This is a genomic window from Rhodococcus sp. MT28, from assembly GCF_058792695.1.
The window spans coordinates 608,479-625,266 of sequence record NZ_JBXAFD010000004.1 but is presented as its reverse complement, the minus strand read 5'-3'; the positions used below and the strand labels follow the sequence as shown (position 1 = coordinate 625,266).

General features: G+C 61.5%; 17 protein-coding genes and 1 tRNA gene. 7 read left to right on the top strand and 11 right to left on the bottom strand.

Annotated elements, in window-relative coordinates; all coding sequences use genetic code 11:
* Positions 1–28 precede the first annotated feature (28 nt).
* The 4 genes from AC1Q6C_RS19415 to AC1Q6C_RS19400 form a co-directional block, all read right to left on the bottom strand.
* Positions 29–769, bottom strand: a complete 741-nt coding sequence (locus AC1Q6C_RS19415) for an ABC transporter permease (protein WP_192712037.1) — start codon at positions 767–769, stop codon at positions 29–31.
* Positions 766–1,701, bottom strand: coding sequence for an ABC transporter ATP-binding protein (locus tag AC1Q6C_RS19410; protein ID WP_270008664.1), 936 nt, complete (start codon positions 1,699–1,701; stop codon positions 766–768). The genes AC1Q6C_RS19415 and AC1Q6C_RS19410 overlap by 4 nt, the downstream gene beginning before the upstream one ends.
* A complete protein-coding gene (locus tag AC1Q6C_RS19405; RefSeq protein ID WP_007726518.1) occupies positions 1,698–2,060 on the bottom strand; it encodes a GntR family transcriptional regulator in 363 nt (120 codons plus the stop codon). Before AC1Q6C_RS19405 ends, AC1Q6C_RS19410 begins: the two co-directional genes overlap by 4 nt.
* A 2,554-nt stretch (positions 2,061–4,614) precedes the next feature.
* A tRNA-Gly gene (locus AC1Q6C_RS19400) sits at positions 4,615–4,688 on the bottom strand.
* A gap of 305 nt (positions 4,689–4,993) precedes the next feature.
* On the opposite strand from AC1Q6C_RS19400, the gene dcd reads away from it, so the two are divergent.
* Genes dcd through AC1Q6C_RS19380 form a run of 4 tightly spaced genes read left to right on the top strand, consistent with a single transcriptional unit; the run spans position 4,994 to position 7,725 of the window.
* A complete protein-coding gene (gene dcd / locus AC1Q6C_RS19395) occupies positions 4,994–5,563 on the top strand; it encodes a dCTP deaminase (RefSeq protein WP_003943702.1) in 570 nt (189 codons plus the stop codon).
* Positions 5,564–5,588: 25 nt separating this feature from the next.
* Positions 5,589–5,873, top strand: a complete 285-nt coding sequence (locus AC1Q6C_RS19390) for a hypothetical protein (protein ID WP_054187570.1) — start codon at positions 5,589–5,591, stop codon at positions 5,871–5,873.
* A 40-nt stretch (positions 5,874–5,913) separates the two neighbouring features.
* A complete protein-coding gene (locus AC1Q6C_RS19385; RefSeq protein ID WP_270008665.1) occupies positions 5,914–6,171 on the top strand; it encodes a hypothetical protein in 258 nt (85 codons plus the stop codon).
* 30 nt (positions 6,172–6,201) lie between these two features.
* The gene (locus AC1Q6C_RS19380; RefSeq protein WP_054187569.1) at positions 6,202–7,725 is read left to right on the top strand and encodes a hypothetical protein; all 1,524 of its coding nucleotides are present in this window, start codon (positions 6,202–6,204) and stop codon (positions 7,723–7,725) included.
* A gap of 3 nt (positions 7,726–7,728) precedes the next feature.
* On the opposite strand, the gene AC1Q6C_RS19375 is transcribed toward AC1Q6C_RS19380, so the two are convergent.
* Positions 7,729–8,481 carry an IclR family transcriptional regulator gene (locus AC1Q6C_RS19375; RefSeq protein ID WP_054825467.1) on the bottom strand — a complete coding sequence of 251 codons (753 nt, stop codon included), beginning with the start codon at positions 8,479–8,481 and terminating at the stop codon, positions 7,729–7,731.
* Entirely contained in the window at positions 8,481–9,992 is a 1,512-nt protein-coding gene (locus tag AC1Q6C_RS19370) for an APC family permease (protein WP_492666732.1), read from the bottom strand. The genes AC1Q6C_RS19375 and AC1Q6C_RS19370 overlap by 1 nt, the downstream gene beginning before the upstream one ends.
* A gap of 238 nt (positions 9,993–10,230) precedes the next feature.
* Here AC1Q6C_RS19370 and AC1Q6C_RS19365 point away from each other — a divergent pair, with 238 nt between their 5' ends.
* The 3 genes from AC1Q6C_RS19365 to tatA are packed head-to-tail and all read left to right on the top strand — an operon-like array spanning position 10,231 to position 12,698.
* Positions 10,231–11,811 (top strand): flavin monoamine oxidase family protein, encoded by a 1,581-nt coding sequence (locus tag AC1Q6C_RS19365; protein ID WP_003943721.1) that lies wholly within the window; start codon positions 10,231–10,233, stop codon positions 11,809–11,811.
* Positions 11,812–11,850: 39 nt separating this feature from the next.
* Positions 11,851–12,522, top strand: a complete 672-nt coding sequence (locus AC1Q6C_RS19360; RefSeq protein WP_003943640.1) for a Rid family hydrolase — start codon at positions 11,851–11,853, stop codon at positions 12,520–12,522.
* Entirely contained in the window at positions 12,522–12,698 is a 177-nt protein-coding gene (gene tatA, locus AC1Q6C_RS19355; protein WP_003943732.1) for a Sec-independent protein translocase subunit TatA, read from the top strand. Before AC1Q6C_RS19360 ends, tatA begins: the two co-directional genes overlap by 1 nt.
* 52 nt (positions 12,699–12,750) lie before the next feature.
* Here the strand turns inward: tatA and AC1Q6C_RS19350 are convergent, their stop codons facing one another.
* From AC1Q6C_RS19350 to AC1Q6C_RS19330, 5 genes are all read right to left on the bottom strand, one after another.
* A complete protein-coding gene (locus AC1Q6C_RS19350) occupies positions 12,751–13,365 on the bottom strand; it encodes a class I SAM-dependent DNA methyltransferase (RefSeq protein WP_058227582.1) in 615 nt (204 codons plus the stop codon).
* Positions 13,362–14,120: a PIG-L deacetylase family protein gene (locus AC1Q6C_RS19345; RefSeq protein ID WP_003943643.1), complete on the bottom strand. Its 759-nt coding sequence runs from the start codon at positions 14,118–14,120 to the stop codon at positions 13,362–13,364. The genes AC1Q6C_RS19350 and AC1Q6C_RS19345 overlap by 4 nt, the downstream gene beginning before the upstream one ends.
* Complete coding sequence (locus AC1Q6C_RS19340) at positions 14,114–15,052, bottom strand: acyl-CoA dehydrogenase family protein (protein WP_007726542.1); 939 nt, start codon at positions 15,050–15,052, stop codon at positions 14,114–14,116. The genes AC1Q6C_RS19345 and AC1Q6C_RS19340 overlap by 7 nt, the downstream gene beginning before the upstream one ends.
* Positions 15,049–15,753 (bottom strand): glycosyltransferase family 2 protein, encoded by a 705-nt coding sequence (locus AC1Q6C_RS19335; protein WP_042452319.1) that lies wholly within the window; start codon positions 15,751–15,753, stop codon positions 15,049–15,051. Before AC1Q6C_RS19335 ends, AC1Q6C_RS19340 begins: the two co-directional genes overlap by 4 nt.
* Before the next feature lie 233 nt (positions 15,754–15,986).
* Positions 15,987–16,754 carry a GAF and ANTAR domain-containing protein gene (locus tag AC1Q6C_RS19330; protein ID WP_054826874.1) on the bottom strand — a complete coding sequence of 256 codons (768 nt, stop codon included), beginning with the start codon at positions 16,752–16,754 and terminating at the stop codon, positions 15,987–15,989.
* Positions 16,755–16,788 lie beyond the last annotated feature (34 nt).

The following is a 16,788-nucleotide window of genomic DNA, read 5'->3' as shown; positions in this document are numbered from 1 at the left end:
ACATGTGGCGTCGCACATGATCGCGCGGTCACGGCGTTGCTCGACGCAACGTCGCCCAGGCTCCGGCGATGCACGCGATGGCAAGGGCCAGAGGGAGTAGCGCCATCGGTACCAGTCGGGGAGTATCGACAAACCACGAACCGATCGCCGGCCACCACCCAGCCCAGGTGATCGCGATCGCTGACAGGCCGAGCAAGCCGAAAAGCCCGGTGAGGGAGGCGAGTAGACCGGTGATCCTCCACCGCTGGTAGATAGCACCTGCCAGCATTGCGATCGAACTGGTCAGCAGCAGCGTCGCGAACAGTGCGAGCAACTGTACGGCGGTGTTGTCGGTGAAATAGCGTGCGATGCCGAACATGCGCATGTGCACACCCCAGCCGTTGGTGGCGGACTCCAGCACGGACAGCAGTTGCAGCGCGATTGCGAAGACTGCGGACTGTGCCAGCGCCATAACCGTGGTGGCAGTGAAGAACTCGCGGCGAGTCACGCTCAGTCCGAGCGCGAATGGGAACGTCTGCGTCATCGACTGGAGGTAGAACGCCAGCACGAAACCGTAGACCGAGAACACACTACCGGTGAATCCTTCACCCTCCTCGTTCCCGACGATCGCGTAGATAGTGAAGCTGATCAGGAACGAGATCAACAGGATGCCCACCGGCCAGGCGATCAGCAACGGCCACGCGACCGTATGCAGTTGTAGGACGGCACCGATCCTGGACCGAGCGGGCGTCTTCGGGACCGTCCGTGGCTCTGTCGTTGCGATACTCATACGGTGATCTCCTTGCGCTGCGTCGAAGTCGCGATGACAAGTTCCTGCAAAGATGCCGGTTCCACTTGGACTCCCGCCTCCCGCAGTCGGTTTCGCTCGGTCTCTGTCACATCGGCCTGCAACATGATTCGGCTGTGGGCACCCAGTGTCTCCCGGCGCAGGACCCTGCCGGACGCAGCAACGGCATCCACCGCATCAATGGGACCGGATACCACCACGGCGCGGCTACGCAGTGCATCCGCGTCTGCGTCGACGACAATCCGGCCGCCGTCGACGACAATCACGTGCTCGAGTAGATTGGCTACCTCGTCGATCAGGTGAGTCGAAAGCACCACAGTGCGAGGATGTTCGGCGTAGTCCGCAAGCAGGCGATCGTAGAACAGTTGGCGTGCAACGGCATCGAGACCGAGATACGGCTCGTCGAATAGCGTGAGCGGTGCACGGGAGGCAAGTCCGATGATCACTCCCAACGCTGACCGCATGCCGCGCGAGAGCTTCTTCACCTTGCGGCACAAGGGAAGTTGGAAGTCGTCGAGCAGTGTCTCGGCGAACGCGTGGTCCCAATTCGGGAGTAGATGGCCGGCGGCGACGAGTACGTGCTTGACCTTGAGGTCTTCGGGGTACGTCTGGCTTTCCTTGACGAAGCACACGTTTGCCAGGACGTCGGCATTTTCGAAAGGGGCAGCGCCGAATACCTCGACGTTGCCGCGGGTGTGCAGGTCCTGCCCGGTCAGTATCTGCATGATCGTCGTCTTGCCTGCGCCGTTACGGCCGAGCAGACCGTAGATCTTGTTGCGGCTGATCTCGAACGAGACGTCCGCGAGCGCGTCGACATCCCCGTACTTTCTGTCCACGGAGCGCATCGAGGCGACAAGTTCAGTTTCGTCGAAACGCCTGACTCGGGGCTCGGTCGTTGTCGTGCTTGCGTTCATCGGTCCGCCTTCCTGTCGTCCAGCATGGATTTGAGTTCGCCGAGGGAAATCTGGAGCCGGTCGGCCTCCGCGACCAGCGGCTCGATGTACTGGCGCGCGAACGCTTCTCGGCGTCTGAACCTGAGTGCGTCGCGGGCACCGACCGTGACGAACATTCCGATTCCCCGTTTCTTGTAGAGGATCCCCTCGCCTACGAGCTGATTGAGGCCCTTGGCTGCCGTCGCCGGATTGATTCGGTGGAACGCCGCCAGTTCGTTGGTTGAGGGCACCTGCCCGTCTTCCGGCAGGGAGCCGTCGATGATCGAGCCTTCGATCTGCTCGGCGATCTGCTGGAACAGTGGTCGTCCGTCGTCGATCACGATGATCGATGGCCGATGTTCACTGGTTCATTACTCATGTAATGAACCATAGAACGTCGTGGGGCATGTTGGCAATGAGATCGCGGAATCTGGCACCGATGACTTGGGTCTCCGAGCGCTGCCTATCGGGACATTCATCGCAGAGGCTGATGGAACAGCTTGGATGCAGACCAGCTACGACTTCCAGATCCCGGGGCGTTGCGCACAGGCATTGAGCTTCTGCGGAACCATGGAACCGCCGATCTAGGTGGTCGACCACGGGACGGGGCACCTTCGGGTGGCCGGTAGTTATTGCCTCAATGAATTCGGCCACCTCATCGAAGACGGCAACTATGTCGCGGGGGTCATTCTGCATGGACGTTGTAGATGGGAGTTCGCTATGCGTTGACGCAAACACCAGTCAGCATCGGCAGTTCGCCACCCAACGTGAAGCCGGCGAAACCAGAAGCCGCGGCTTCGGGGCGTAACCCGCAGTCGTAGAACAGAAGCCGGACCGCACGCCGCGGTCGGGCCCCTTTTCGTCAACCCAAAGACGGAGTCGTATCCACCGCAAGTAGGGACTTAGCGCCCCGTTTTGGTGTTTCTGTACTGATTTGCAATCCCGATACGTACGCTTCCGGCCAGGGAATCGGACACTCGACCAGCAGGGGTATCTATGCCGAATGTGACAGTGAAATTCGGGGGTTCAGACCCGGAAACAGCAGACCTCGCACGCCGGGCACTGCAACCAGTACTAGACAGCATCTACCGCACATACCGCAGGAAACCGCTCCCATTCGTCGAAGCCGCACTTAGACGCGCAGGTCGAGGAAGCTTCTCACAAGCAGGAATTGAGCGATTCGCCGACTACATTTCAAGAGGAGACCGACCGATTCTCACCACATAGCGGCCGCTCGTGATCGGGCCGAAGACCGAAGCGCTTCCACCGGCTACCTGTTCGACGACCTAAATTGGTCAGTGCCAACTAGGTACAGGTCCATCGTGGTCAACATCAACATCAAGAGACAGCGCCCGCCCGCGTCCGAGATCGGTAGCTTGCCTCACCGTGGCAAGGGCACTCGAGCCAGCAGACGTATTCGATCAAACGGAGCTGAGAAGGCTGATTCAGCAGATGCACATTAATCGACCTCTGTGTGAATTCTGCTCACGGTGCGCACTCGCGTGATCAAACCAGTCGGCGCTGTGACATTCGGTTGCTGATCCTATTCGGGGCGGCCTCGACCGACTATTTGGGACCTGTCAAACATACGCTCCCCTTCCTGGCCAGGTAGGGGAGCTTATGTTTGTGACCACCGCACGATCCACGCATCTTCTGATATGCAGGTTTCAGGCAGAGCTGAAAATGTCATCCACATGCGGTCGGCCGATCTTCTCTACAAGTCGGGAGCGGTTAGTGGCCCTGCGCCTTCTAATGAGAGGGGGATCGTGGAACCGTTCGCCATCGCCACGATCACGTTGACGATAGCAAAGAGGACGTTATCCATTTGAATTCACCTCCTCGCTCCGTCTAGGGCCCGGCAGTATTCGCTACTGCATACAGGGCAGATGTCCTGCTATCGAAATTGAGACCTGCAATGTAAGCGGCGAGCCTGGACCGAATGAGGTGACTGTCCTGATATATCCGAGGCCATTCGAGGAGTTGTAGTCCACCAACCAAGATCCACCAGAAGCACCTGCGCCAAAGTTGCCCGGTTTGGCAGTTGCGTGAGAAGCCGTAGTTCCGAACGTCATAACCAGGGAAGACGCTGCGATGCTTGCGGGGAATGAGGTTTCGACTCTGGACACTTACGGCCTTCTATCGAATTGGGGCCAGTCTGCCGGTTTCTAAAGATCTTCGGGAAGGTAGCGCGACGCTAATGTGACGGTCCTCGAAACTGGGGTATTTTTTCGAGCTTTATCCGGCTCTCCGGATTCGGAGTGTATGAGTTGATCCACGGATGATCCGAGCAGGCACAAGATGTAGGTTGGTGAGGGTTTAAATGTGCAGACCGATGGCGTGCGTTGGGACTTACGGTCAGCGCTGTCCGGTACTGAGGAAGAATACGTACTTGATGCTTTTCGAAGGTGATTTTTTGACGCACTTGGGTCCTTTCACAGCTGTGATTGTGAGAAGACCTGCATTCGTGCGTGAGTTGTGGTCCTCGGCGTATGGGTGCGCTACGGCAGATCGTTTTTGCAATATTCAACTGACAAGCTGCGCGGAGTCCGAGCGGAGACAGTTTCCAAACCCATTTGTTGGTAGTCGCGCTCGAATCACTGATGGACGGCAAACGAACCGAGGTACCGGCGACCATCGGCTTCGAGGTCGACAGCACTCTCCTGACAGTGCGCGCAATGGACACCGATTCAGGCCGGGGGACGACCAGTCGGACTGCATCGATGAACTGCAGAATTCCGAGACGCGGTCCTCTAGCACCCCCATTTTCGTTGGATTCACATTGACTGATCACTGAATGGAGGGGGTTGTGTACCTGCCGTGTACCTGTCACAGGATTGGGTCCCAAACAAGCGAAGTTCGACTGCCCCAAAAGGGCTCTGAACTGCGGAGAATCTGTGGAGCCGATGACGGGAATCGAACCCGCGTATTCAGCTTGGGAAGCTGATGTTCTACCATTGAACTACATCGGCGTCGCAGCCGACCGGACGTGTTTTCACCGCCGATCAACGTGCTTTCCGAACATTATCAGACGAGCTTTCAAGCGGCGGTGTCCCCGGGCGCCATTGATCAACACAGGCGTGTCGAAGTCGGCGCCTTCGGTAAATGATTTGCCCAAAATTTTTGCGCAGGAACACCTTTCGGGATGGAGAACTTGAGATAGGTGGGGCTGGGCTCTCCCGTGGGAGTCCAGAACCCGCGCATCGTGTTCGGTAACCACAGTGTGATCGCCCCGGCGATGGGCCGGCACTGCCCGCAGAACCGGTAACCTCTACCTGTGCTGCTCTCCGATCGTGACATCCGTGCCGAAATCTCCGTTGGACGTCTGGGTATCGACCCTTTTGACGACTCTATGGTGCAACCGTCGAGCGTCGACGTGCGCCTCGACGGTCTGTTTCGGGTTTTCAACAACACGCGGTACACGCACATCGACCCGGCACTTCGCCAGGACGAGTTGACCAGCCTGGTCGAACCGGCAGAGGGCGAGCCGTTTGTGCTTCATCCCGGCGAGTTCGTTCTCGGTTCGACTCTCGAAGTGTGCTCACTGCCGAACGACCTGGCCGGCCGCCTCGAAGGTAAGTCGAGCCTCGGGCGCCTGGGCCTTTTGACGCACTCCACCGCCGGTTTCATCGACCCGGGTTTCAGCGGCCACATCACACTGGAGCTGTCCAACGTCGCAAACCTGCCGATCACGCTCTGGCCGGGAATGAAGATCGGACAGCTCTGCCTGCTCAAGCTCTCGAGCGCTGCAGAGTTCCCCTACGGAAGCTCCGAAGCCGGATCCAAATACCAGGGCCAGCGCGGCCCGACACCGTCGAAGGCGTACCTGAACTTCAACCGCGGCTGAACGAACGAACTTCGGGGGGAGTCGCATGATCGGAATTTTCTACGGTCTGGTTTTCATGAACTTGTTGTTCGTGACCAGCACCGTGTGTTTGATGAAGCCGTCCAAAGCCAGTGTTGTTGTGACCGTCTGTGCAGGGGTGGCGTGGCTGTTCTTCAATGGACCGCTGGAAGGTCAGGTCTTGTGGTCGTTGAACAGAGAACACGGTCTGACGGTCTCGGATCTGATGTCGCTTGTTGCCTTCGGCATCGCCGCTCGTGGTTGGAATCAGGTTCGCAAAGCCCGTGAAACCGTCGGCGCAGATCGTTTCTGACCTGCGCGCTCAACTGGATTGACCGCCACGATTCGGACAGATGTTTCGACCTGGAGCACAACAGTCGTCGAATCGGGCACAATTACTGGTTATGTGGTGGATTGTCGGAGGCGTACTACTCGTATGGGTCGTGTGTTCCATTCCGATTGCCATCCTGGTGGGGCGGGGTATCGCGCGTCGGGACCGCGCGGAATTCGACGGGCGAAATCAACAGTGGGCCGACGAGGTTGTCAGGTCGATCGAGAAGCAATCGGAGCAGGACAATGCCGATCGGCGTAAGCCACCACTGATCAGCTGACCAGCTGGACTTTTCCGGAGGTGAGTGGGCATGGAACTTCCACCCGATACTCCCGACGACGTCGTGGCCGCGGCCGCAGCAGGGCCCAGGGTTCCTCAGTTCGATTCAACAATCGGGATTCCGGTAGTTCCACCGGGTGGCGATGCTCCCCACCGGTTGGTGGTCATCGGGGATTCGCTGTCGCAGGGATTCCAGAGCGGGGCAATCTTCAATACTGATCTGTCGTATCCGGCGATCATTGCTCACCAGCTGGGCCGGCTCGATCAGTTCCGCTTTCCCCGTTACGGCGGCCCGGGCGGGCTTCCGCTCAACATCGAACTGTTGCTCCGAACCCTCGAGGAGCGGTTCGGCCCGCGGCTCGACCTCTGGGAGGTTCCGCTCGCACTCTTTGCTGCGCGCGCGTTCATGGATCAGGTAGAGGACTACTGGGAACGCGGACCGGGCAGCGAAGCGCCGACATTCTCGACAATCAACCACAACCTCTCGGTGTACGGGTGGGATCTTCGTGACGCTCTGACCAAGACGGCGCAGGGCTGCGAGGATGCTCTTCACCAACCGCACGACGATTTGATCAGCCAGATCGTCGAGAACAACGGCGAGCGCGCCGCACTGCGAGTTCTGCCGCGAGGCTCCGACGCCGAGAAGCGTATGACCGCGTTCGACGCAGCAGCGGAGTTGGGCAAGGAAGGCATCGAAACTCTGATCGTCTTCCTCGGTGCCAACAACGCGCTCCGCACCGTCACCGAACTTCGAGTCGAGTGGAGCGGCAACAACTTCCGTGATCCGGGCGGCAAGCGCGACTACACGGTGTGGCGGCCTGAGCACTTCGCGTCGGAGTACGCCGAGGTGCTGGCCGCGATCCGCAAGATCAACGCCCAGCACGTCATCCTCTGCACCGTCCCACACGTGACCATCGCACCGATCGCCCACGGGCTCGGGGGGAAGATCGAAATCGGATCCCGCTACTTCCCGTACTACGCACGACCGTGGGTGCGCGACACCGACTTCGACCCACAACGCGATCAGCACATCACCGGCGCGCAGGCGTGGGCCGTCGACACCGCAATCGACATGTACAACGACGGAATCGAGCAAGCCGTCGCGAATGCCCGTCGGGTGGGGAAGGACTGGTACCTCTGCGATATTGCCGGGTTGCTCGAGCGCGTGGCCTCACGGCGCTACGTCACCGACGTCAATGCGCGGCCGTCATGGTGGACGCCGTACCCCCTTCCCAAGGCGCTGACCGACTTGCAACCCGTGCCGGACTCGCTGTTCCTCTCCGCCGACGGTCGCGGCGGCCGCGCTTCGGGCGGCCTCTTCTCGCTCGACGGCGTTCATCCCACGACAGTCGCGTACGGGGTGATGGCGCAAGAACTGGCGAACATCATGGTCACGGCAGGGGTCCAGTTCGACCGCGCTCAGATCGATTTCGACCGACTCGTCCGACGCGACACCTTGGTGCGCACTCCGCCGCAGAATCTCGATTCCACGCTCGGCGTCATCGGCTGGGCCGACGAGCATCTCGGCTTTGCCAAACGTGTGTTCGGCCTCTGACTTTCAGCTTGCCTTCGACATCGTCGGTGCAACGATGCGTTCCGCGTACTCCCGCAACAGCACGACCAGGTCTACGTCGTCGACGGAAAGTCTGCCGGTCGGACCTATCACAGCCAAGGCACCGACGACACACCTTTCCGCGTCGTGGATCGGGACGGCGACGGCGGAGCGTCCGACACGAATCTCGTCGACCTCACGGGCGGGCTCGCCGCGCCGGATCCGCGAGAGTTCGAGTTCCAATGCGTCGCCGTCGGTGATGGTGTGTGCGGTGACCTTTCGCAATGGGGTCTCGGCCAATTCGGGTCGGCTGGCGAGGAGCAGCTTCCCGATAGCCGACGCGTGAAGGGCCGTGACCAGTGTGCGTTCGCCGCTGAGTTCGTGGTCGGGATCGCGATCCACCAGTCTGATTCGGTTTTCCGCAAACGACGCGAGATAGACGCCGAACCGTAGCTGCTCGCGGAGTTCTTCGAGGAGCACCGAATTGTCGATGGGTGTGGGTTCGGCGGCAGCCCCGGCTAATTCACGGGTGCGTCGGCCTAGTGCGAAGCCGGAGAGGTCGGCGATCCGAACCAGGTAACCGTCGGCGACAAGGATGTTGAGTAACCGATACGCAGTGGCAGGTGGGATGTCGGCCAGGGCGGCAATGTCCTTGGCGGTGGCTCCCGATCCGAGCCTGGCCGCCGACTCGAGGAGGGCAAGGGCGCGCTGAACCGCTCGGGGTTCGTGCCCACCGAGGTCGCGTGGTCGGCCCACCATCAGCGGGCGCCGGCAGTCGGCTCGCCCACCAGCACGATGTTTCCGGCTGCGTCGGTAGCGAACACCCCAGCTCCTGGTAGTACGTCCTCGGTTTCGGGACTGTCGAAAGCTCCGACGTGCAGCAGACTTTTGGGGCTTCGGCGTCGCAGGTAGAACTGCCAGAGTGTGCCCGAAGTCAGGATCACGAGCACGGCGATCGGTGCAACGTACGCGTGGTCGATCGTGTTGGCATAAACCAGGTAACCGAGGACTATCGCTCCGGCACCACTGCCACACGACGCGGCCGCGAGAACGCCGGGAGTGTGCTCGCCGATCCGTGTCAGGAAGACAACGGATGCGATAGCCGTCAGTGCATAGGCCACGATGACGGCGCCGCGAACAGTCAGTCGAACGTCGTCGAAGATTTCTCCGCGCCCGAGAACGGCAAAGGTTCCGCCGCCCAGCAGGACGGTGCAGACCACGGTAGTCAATGCGAAGTAGGGCGTACGGAAGGCACTGTGAACCGAGGCGAACCGGCGGGGGAGTAGGCGCTCGACACCGAACGAATAGACCAGGCGTGACGCAGCATTGGACGACGCCATCGAGGACGCCAGCCACGAGCACCCCAGACCGACGTTGAGCGCGATCACGACACCGGGGCTCACGCCCGTCGCCGTTCCGTGGAGATAGGCGTTGACGAGGGTGTCACTGCGCCCGGACCAAGCGGCCCAGCCCGCGAAGATGAAGAGCGATCCACAGATGATCGGAGTGAGAAGGACTGTGCGGGTGACGGTTACCAGCGGGCGACGGGCCTCGGGGCCGAAGAAGGCCGCGCTCTCGAATCCGGCGAGAGCGAACACGGCAGCCAGGGAGGTGAGTAACAACCCGTGGCCGGAGGTGGGGGGAACGATCTGTGCTTGTTGACTTCCGGAACCGCCCAGGATCATGAGCCCGACGATGAACAGAAGTGAACAGCTTTCGACGACGAGGATCGCGAGCGCGGCAAATCTGACACTTCGCACGAGAGCGCCGAGAATCAGCAAGGCTATCCCCAGATAGAGCGCGATGACGTGAAAAGTCTTGTCCACGTGTACACCTGCGAAGCCGAGCAATGCGATTGCGGCCTGTCCGCCGTGATAGAGCGTCATCACCGCGCTGCCGACGTACTTGACCAGCATGGCGATGCCGGTGGTCAATGCTGCCCGGGTGCCCAGGCCGCGAAAGACGAAGCTGTGCAATCCGCCCGACGCAGCCATTCGGCGGGTGAACTGCGAAACGCAGAAGGCTATGAGCGTCACCAGCACGGTGGCCGCGATGATGGTGATCATCCCGCTCAACAATCGGCCGTGTGTCAGCATGGTGACGGGCAGAACGACCATCGACACAGCAGGGGCAGTGGTTGCCACCGACTGGGCCAGCACTTCGGCGCCCGAGAGTTGCCGACGACCCAACGCGCGCAGCGGTGATCGCGCCGGGGGCTGCTTCTCGCGCGTGGTGAAGGACCGCGCGATAGCTTCGGTGAGAGCGGACATGTCGCGTCACGCTAGTCCGGTTCTGTAACGCCGATATTGCGGGCATGCTTCCGCTGATCGCACTCGGGTGAGAGAGCCCGATGCTGATGCTCGCAGGTTTCTCACTCGGTCCCCACTGACTGTTTCCTGTGCGTCAAGTTCCGGACCCAACGCTCCTGAAGTCTGTGTTCAACACCAACCACCCGGGTCACCGGGAGCACACTGGGGAGCTCGAATGCCATACACACGTAGATCTTTCATGCGCAGCCTGGGAATCACCGGCGGCGCGGGCCTGGCGCTCGGTGCTATGTCGTCCATCGGCCTGGCGCCGGCAGTGGCGTCGACGCCGAGGCGGTTTCAGGCACCTGCAGCGGGTGACCTGATCGGAAAGGTCAAGGGAAATCACTCCGTCGTGATCCTCGGCGGCGGACCGTCCGGTCTGTGCTCCGCCTACGAACTGCAGAAGGCCGGATACAAGGTCACCGTCCTCGAAGCACGCAACCGCCCGGGTGGTCGGGTGTGGTCGATCCGCAACGGCACCGAAGAAACCGACCTGAACGGCGAGACACAGACCTGTACGTTCTCGGAAGGCCACTTCTACAACCTCGGTGCGACGCGTATTCCGCAAAATCACAACACCATCGACTACTGCCGCGAACTGGGCGTCGAACTGCAGATGTTCGGAAACCAGAACGCGAACACCTTCGTCAACTACACCGGCAACAAGCCGCTGGCGAATCAGTCGATCACCTACCGAGCAGCCAAAGCCGACACCTACGGATACATGTCCGAGCTGCTGCAGAAGGCCACCAATCAGGGCGCTCTCGACCAGGTCTTGAGCAAGGAAGACAAAGAAGCACTCTCGTCCTTCCTCACCGACTTCGGTGATCTCTCCAGCGACGGCCGCTACGTCGGATCCTCGCGTCGAGGGCACTCCGCGGAGCCGGGCGCCGGCCTCAACTTCGGAACCGAGATCGAACCATTCGGGATGAGCGATGTCATCCAGGGCGGCATCGGGCGTGCATTCTCCTTCGAGTTCGGTTACGACCAGGCCATGACGATGATGACCCCCGTCGGTGGCATGGACCGGATCTACTACAAGTTCCAGGACGCGATCGGGATGGACAACATCGAGTTCGGCGCCGAGGTCAGCGGCATGAAGAACGTGCCGGAAGGCGTCACCGTCGACTACGTCGTCGACGGCAAATCCAAGTCGATCACCGCCGACTACGCAATCTGCACGATCCCACCGCACCTGATCAAGCGGCTGAACAACAACCTGCCCTCCGACATCCTGCTCGCGTTGGATGCAGCCAAGCCGTCGTCGTCGGGCAAGCTCGGTATCGAATACTCGCGTCGGTGGTGGGAGACCGAGGACCGCATCTACGGCGGCGCGTCCAACACCGACCGCGACATCTCCCAGATCATGTTCCCCTACGACCACTACAACTCCGACCGCGGCGTCGTCGTCGCGTACTACAGCTCGGGTAAGCGTCAACAGGCTTTCGAATCGCTCACCCACCGTCAGCGGCTGGCCAAGGCCATCGCCGAAGGCGCAGAAATCCACGGCGACAAATACACTCGCGACATCTCGTCGTCCTTCTCCGGAAGCTGGCGTCGCACCAAGTATTCGGAATCCGCCTGGGCATCATGGGCCGGCGCGGGAGATTCCCACGGCGGCATGGCAACTCCCGAGTACACCAAGCTGCTCGAACCCGTCGACCGGATCTACTTCGCCGGCGATCACCTCTCCAACGCCATCGCCTGGCAGCACGGGGCCTTCACGTCCGCGCAGGACGTCGTGACCCACCTGCATCAGCGTGTTGCGCAAACTGCTTGACGTGCTTCGTTTTCCATCACTTTCTCTGGAGGTCACATCATGAAATCTCGCAGCACCAAGGTCCTTGCAGCGGCATTCGCCGCCACCACGCTACTGGGCTTCGCCACTGCCTGCTCGTCTGACGAGGCGGACGCCGAGACCACATCGAGTTCGTTCGTCTCGAAATCGATTCTCGAAGCGGGGCAGGCAAACCCGATGATCGCTCAGGGCGTCGCGATCGGCGGCGACACCGCAATCTACAAGACCAGCGGCATCGGCCCGTCGGCAGGAAACAAGGCGGCGCCGGAAGGTTCGCCGGAGTCGTACATCGACGGTCAGTTCTCCGGCGGTGTTCTGCCGGCCGGTGTCACCGTCACCGAGGCGCAGGGCATCAACGTACTCAAGAAGATCCGCGACAACCTCGAAGCACAGGGATTGAGTCTCGAAGACGTCGTGACGATGCGCGTCTTCCTCGACAACGCGCCGGGATCGGACAAGGCCGACTACACCGGATGGAATCGCGCGTACCGGCAGTTCTTCGCCAACACCAATCTCGACACGGGTGACACCGAGTTGGTGCCGATGGGCACGGCCGAGCCGATCGCTCCGATCGAGCGAAACAGCGCCCGGCCCACCCGCTTCGCCCTCGAGGTTGCCGGACTGCCCGTTGCCGGTTGGCTCGTCGAGGTAGAGGTCGATGCGGTGTACCCCGACGGCAAGGAACCCGCCTGATGGGCGCGCTCAGCCCGACTCACTGGGCGATCGTCGCAGTAGTGCTCGTGGTGCTGTTCGGTTCGAAGAAGCTGCCCGACGCGGCCCGGGGCCTCGGCAGGTCGATGCGGATCCTGAAGTCCGAAGTCGGTGAACTGCAGTCGGATACGGACCTCGCGTTGGAGCAGCGAGACTGACCCCCGTGCGCGGTCGAGGAGTCCCCACACTCCTCAACCGCGCACAGGTCTACTAGATCAGACCTTCGGAACGAGCTACCGACGGTGGTGACGGCGGACCCTTCACGAAGACATCGATCAGCACGTCCTCGTCCTGGTACGACGCGAACTGCGCCAACCCGGGCGTCTGGCGCACAGCCGAATGAACAGCGTCACCGTTTTGCGGATACTCCGGCACGACATGACGCCAATGGGCGCACAGCAGCGTTCCGCCAGGCTCGAGATGCTCGACGACCTGCAGCATTGCCTCGATGAGCTTTTCGAAGGTCAGGTAGTAGCCGACTTCGCTGATGACGACGAGGTCGAAGGTTTCGTCGGACCAGTCGTCACCCAACGCCCAGAGCCGAAATTCGGAGTCATGTCCGGTAAGCCTCGCTCGAGCGCTCTCGAGTGCGGTCGGGACGATGTCGGTGGCGAGAACGCTGTCGCAGCGCTCGGACAACTTCTCGGTGAGAATCCCGATCGAGCACCCCGGTTCGAATGCGCGACGGTATCGAGGTTTCGGGAGCATAGCGACACTGAGTGCGTACTTCCGCTGCTCGTACCAGCGGGATTCGAAATCCCATGGGTCGGACTGTGCGGCATACATCTTGGCGAAGTAATCCGCGGGGAGTTCACGATCGCTCATACGAACACCGTCTCGTACGGCCTCAGTAGTCGTTCCATCGCGTGGCGGGGGAGGATGGGTGCATCCGCGGGATGATCGGAAAGCGGAGCGATCTGTGAAGTGAACTCATTGGTGGCAGCAGATTTCGCAGCCTGAACGTCGGAGGGCAAGGTCACCTTTCGTGCTCTTTCCCATGGGACTGCCGCATGATCCGGCGCGGCCCAATGCCACGCCCAGATGGGATACTCGATCAAGCGCGATCCAGTGTCCGCGCACGCCCTCGCCGCCGCGTCTCCGGTGGCTTCGTGGTCCGGGTGGCCGTCCCCGCGCCACGTGGAGGCGCACCAGGTATCCGCCGAGGAATCACCGAGAATCGAGCTGAGGCGGTCGGTCAACTCCTGTCGGTTCTCGCCGATCTTTCCGTCCGGGATGCTCAATCGAACCGGTGTGGGAATTCCGAGGACACGCGCTGCCCGATCCGACTCGGACCGTCGACGGCGTTCCATCTCGGGCTGAGTCACGGTCGGTGAATCGGGATGCGAAGCTCCGCCGTCGGTGACAGATACGACCTGAACACTGATGCCGGAAAGTATTGCCAGAAGAGCGGTTCCGCCCAGACCGAGTATTTCGTCGTCGGGATGGGGAGCGACGATGATCAATCGTGAGCATCCGGTGAGATCCAGTTCCGGAAAACTTCTTCCCCACTCCCGCCATGTCGATTCGGGAGTACCGCCGTCGTCGACAGGTTTCTGCGCGAACAGTTTCGAGTTCACCACGGCCGTTTCCCCTTGGCTGCAATCCGGCCCAGCTCGGCGAGATCCTTCTCGGCGTGACTCTGCCGCAAGTAGACGGTGAGATCGGCTACCCGTGCCGCGTGCGCGGCGTCCATGCAGAGCGGTGCGGCGCCGAGAGCGCGTCCCACCCGATCCAGGGTCTCGGTAGCGGCGCGCTCGACAATTGCGCGCACACGGAGTGCCCGCTGCATGGCCTCAGCATTTTCGTCGAAGGGATCCGCATCGATCTCGGCCGCCGCGACTGCGAGCGCGTTGCGCGCTGCGGCGAGCGCTGCATCGACCGCACCGAGGTGTGCGAGTACGTAGGGGTCTTCGCTGCTTGCAGCCTTGTCGTACAACGGATCAGCGACGCCGCAGGCGCCGCCGTACCAGCATGCAGCCACGCCGATCGCGCCGTGCCAGAACCCCGGGCGGCTCAGGTAGTCGCCTGCCGTCCCGACCGGTATGGCCGGAACCATGTCGAAGTCGACCGCGCTGGAGTCGCTTTCGGCCATACCGACGGCCTTCCACGAATCGGGAACGGGATGCACCCCAGGTAGTCCGAGCTCGACCGCGAAGAGGGAGGGGACACCGTCGACCAAGGCGGTGATCAGTGCATGCGTGCAGGTGTTGGCGCCGGAACACCACAACTTGCGACCGGTGAGCGTCCAGATCCCCACGTGCTCAGACGCATTCACCACAGGTTGGGGTGGCTCGGCCGCCCACACTCCCCACAGCTGCCCGGGTTCGGGATCCGGTCCGTCGAGTTCGGTGAGTATCGCGACGGCATCGGTGTGAGCCTCAGCCATCCGGCCGAGAACCACATTCTCCCGTGTGAGCTCTGCCAGGGAGGTCCACCGTGCGGCCGTCGCGCCGCCGCCGGGCAGCGGCAAGTACAGTCCACCTGCGTCCAGGAGTGTGTGTAGTCGTTTCATCGTGCCAGCTCCGCTTCTTCGTTATCGGCGGTCGTACCACCCAGGTTACGGATATGTCCGGCAAAGCCGCCCGGAGTTCGGCCGTCGAGACGCGCAGACGTGGTGACCGCAATGTCCTCTGCCCACGCGATACAGGCACCGGCCTCGCTCAACCGCCGGACGAGATCGACATCCTCGTCTTCTTCGAGATCGCAGAATCCTCCGACGTCCCAGTACATATCGGCGCGGACACCGAGGTTGGCACCGTGGACGTGACCGTGTCGACCATAGGGATGTGCGTGGTACATACGTTCGTACCGTTCGCGAACGGAGTGCGGATGGCCTTCCCAGTCTGCGATGCGAACGGTGCCCGCGACGACGTCCGCAGTACGCGCATACTCCAATTGGCGCGCAATCCAGGTGGGGCCGACCACCGAATCGGCATCGGTCGTGGCGAACCACGCTGAGGCCCCCAAATCCGAGCCGAACGCAGAGAAACCCGTCGCTCGCGAACGGCCGACGTTCTGATGCTCGACGCGGAGTACTTCCACCCCGTCGGGGATGACCCCCGCGGTTCCGTCCGAACAGTTGTCGAGGACGGCAACCACTCGGACGGGGACAACGCAAGCCGACGCCGCTGTTGCGAGTGCACGAAGGCAATTGGGGAGGTCTTCGGCTTCGTTGTGGGCGGGAACTACGACAAGAACCTGGTCGATTGGCACAGTGACGATCCTTTCCTCACCCTGGTACGGTCGGGTCTTCTTTCGTCCCGGTTCTCAACAGATAACCACATTTCGGACGGGTGCCGCCGCGCGACCGCCAGCAGCCGTGCAGGTCGAAAACTGTTTCGGTGAAACATCTCTGGATACGTTTGAGAGATGTGCCGGCGGGGTACAAGACGGGGTTTTGCGACTGTGCTTTCGGGTGCAAAACGGGGTTTTGCACCGAAGAATCTTCAGAACCGGCGGTGGCGCACCGAATCGACGAGCATCCGGGCCACCTCGTGCAGTTTCACGTTGGTGTGCTGCGATTGCTGAACGAGTCGGCTGAATGCTTCTTCGGCGTCGATGCCGTGGATGGCGATCAGCACGCCCTTGGCTTGTTCGATCTCGGCACGAGATTCCATGGCGCAGTGCAACTGTTCGATGTGCTCGTGTGCCTGACGCCAGCGTCGTGAATCTGCGATCGCCGCGCCCGCACCGGCGGTGAACAATTTCATCAACTCTTCGTCGAAGGGCTTGAACTCTGTCGAGGCGAATCCGTAGACGTTGAACGCGCCGAGAAGTTCGGTGCTTCCTTCGCCCATGGTGAGCGGCACGGACAAGTAGGACCGGACACCTTGTTTCCGGGCCTCGGCGGTGAATTCCGGCCATTTGTCGTCGTGATCACCCACCTTCGACCGAACCGACGACATGGTGCGCGCGGCGTCAACGCACGGACCACGATCGGCGGAATGCTGGGCATCGTCTATCGCGGAAAGGTAGTCCGCGGTAGATGCAGCAGTTCGTGGGCCATCGGCGGACAGCACCGTCACGCTGACAGCATCGGCATCCGGCAGCGCTTTGACCGCCGTCTCGGCCAGACGTTGGAGCATGGAGTCGAGATGCGCGTCCGTGTTCAGAGTGGACCGGAGTCCGGCAATCGCTTCGGCGAGGGTGTCGAGCGAATCTGCTGCGGAAGCAAACGCCGCGGCTCCCTGTGGGGTGTCCGCATTGCCTGTCATGATTCAGGTCTACTCCGCAAAGTGCGGCGATGTA

Coding starts and splice junctions, on each gene's coding strand:
- AC1Q6C_RS19340 (WP_007726542.1), bottom strand. CDS start 15,052: ATGAAACGACTACACACACTCCTGGACGCAGGTGGACTGTACTTGCCG.
- AC1Q6C_RS19350 (WP_058227582.1), bottom strand. CDS start 13,365: ATGAGCGATCGTGAACTCCCCGCGGATTACTTCGCCAAGATGTATGCC.
- AC1Q6C_RS19365 (WP_003943721.1), top strand. CDS start 10,231: ATGCGCAGCCTGGGAATCACCGGCGGCGCGGGCCTGGCGCTCGGTGCT.
- AC1Q6C_RS19415 (WP_192712037.1), bottom strand. CDS start 769: ATGAGTATCGCAACGACAGAGCCACGGACGGTCCCGAAGACGCCCGCT.
- AC1Q6C_RS19330 (WP_054826874.1), bottom strand. CDS start 16,754: ATGACAGGCAATGCGGACACCCCACAGGGAGCCGCGGCGTTTGCTTCC.
- AC1Q6C_RS19370 (WP_492666732.1), bottom strand. CDS start 9,992: ATGTCCGCTCTCACCGAAGCTATCGCGCGGTCCTTCACCACGCGCGAG.
- AC1Q6C_RS19390 (WP_054187570.1), top strand. CDS start 5,589: ATGATCGGAATTTTCTACGGTCTGGTTTTCATGAACTTGTTGTTCGTG.
- tatA (WP_003943732.1), top strand. CDS start 12,522: ATGGGCGCGCTCAGCCCGACTCACTGGGCGATCGTCGCAGTAGTGCTC.
- AC1Q6C_RS19380 (WP_054187569.1), top strand. CDS start 6,202: ATGGAACTTCCACCCGATACTCCCGACGACGTCGTGGCCGCGGCCGCA.
- AC1Q6C_RS19385 (WP_270008665.1), top strand. CDS start 5,914: ATGTTTCGACCTGGAGCACAACAGTCGTCGAATCGGGCACAATTACTG.
- AC1Q6C_RS19375 (WP_054825467.1), bottom strand. CDS start 8,481: ATGGTGGGCCGACCACGCGACCTCGGTGGGCACGAACCCCGAGCGGTT.
- AC1Q6C_RS19410 (WP_270008664.1), bottom strand. CDS start 1,701: ATGAACGCAAGCACGACAACGACCGAGCCCCGAGTCAGGCGTTTCGAC.
- AC1Q6C_RS19360 (WP_003943640.1), top strand. CDS start 11,851: ATGAAATCTCGCAGCACCAAGGTCCTTGCAGCGGCATTCGCCGCCACC.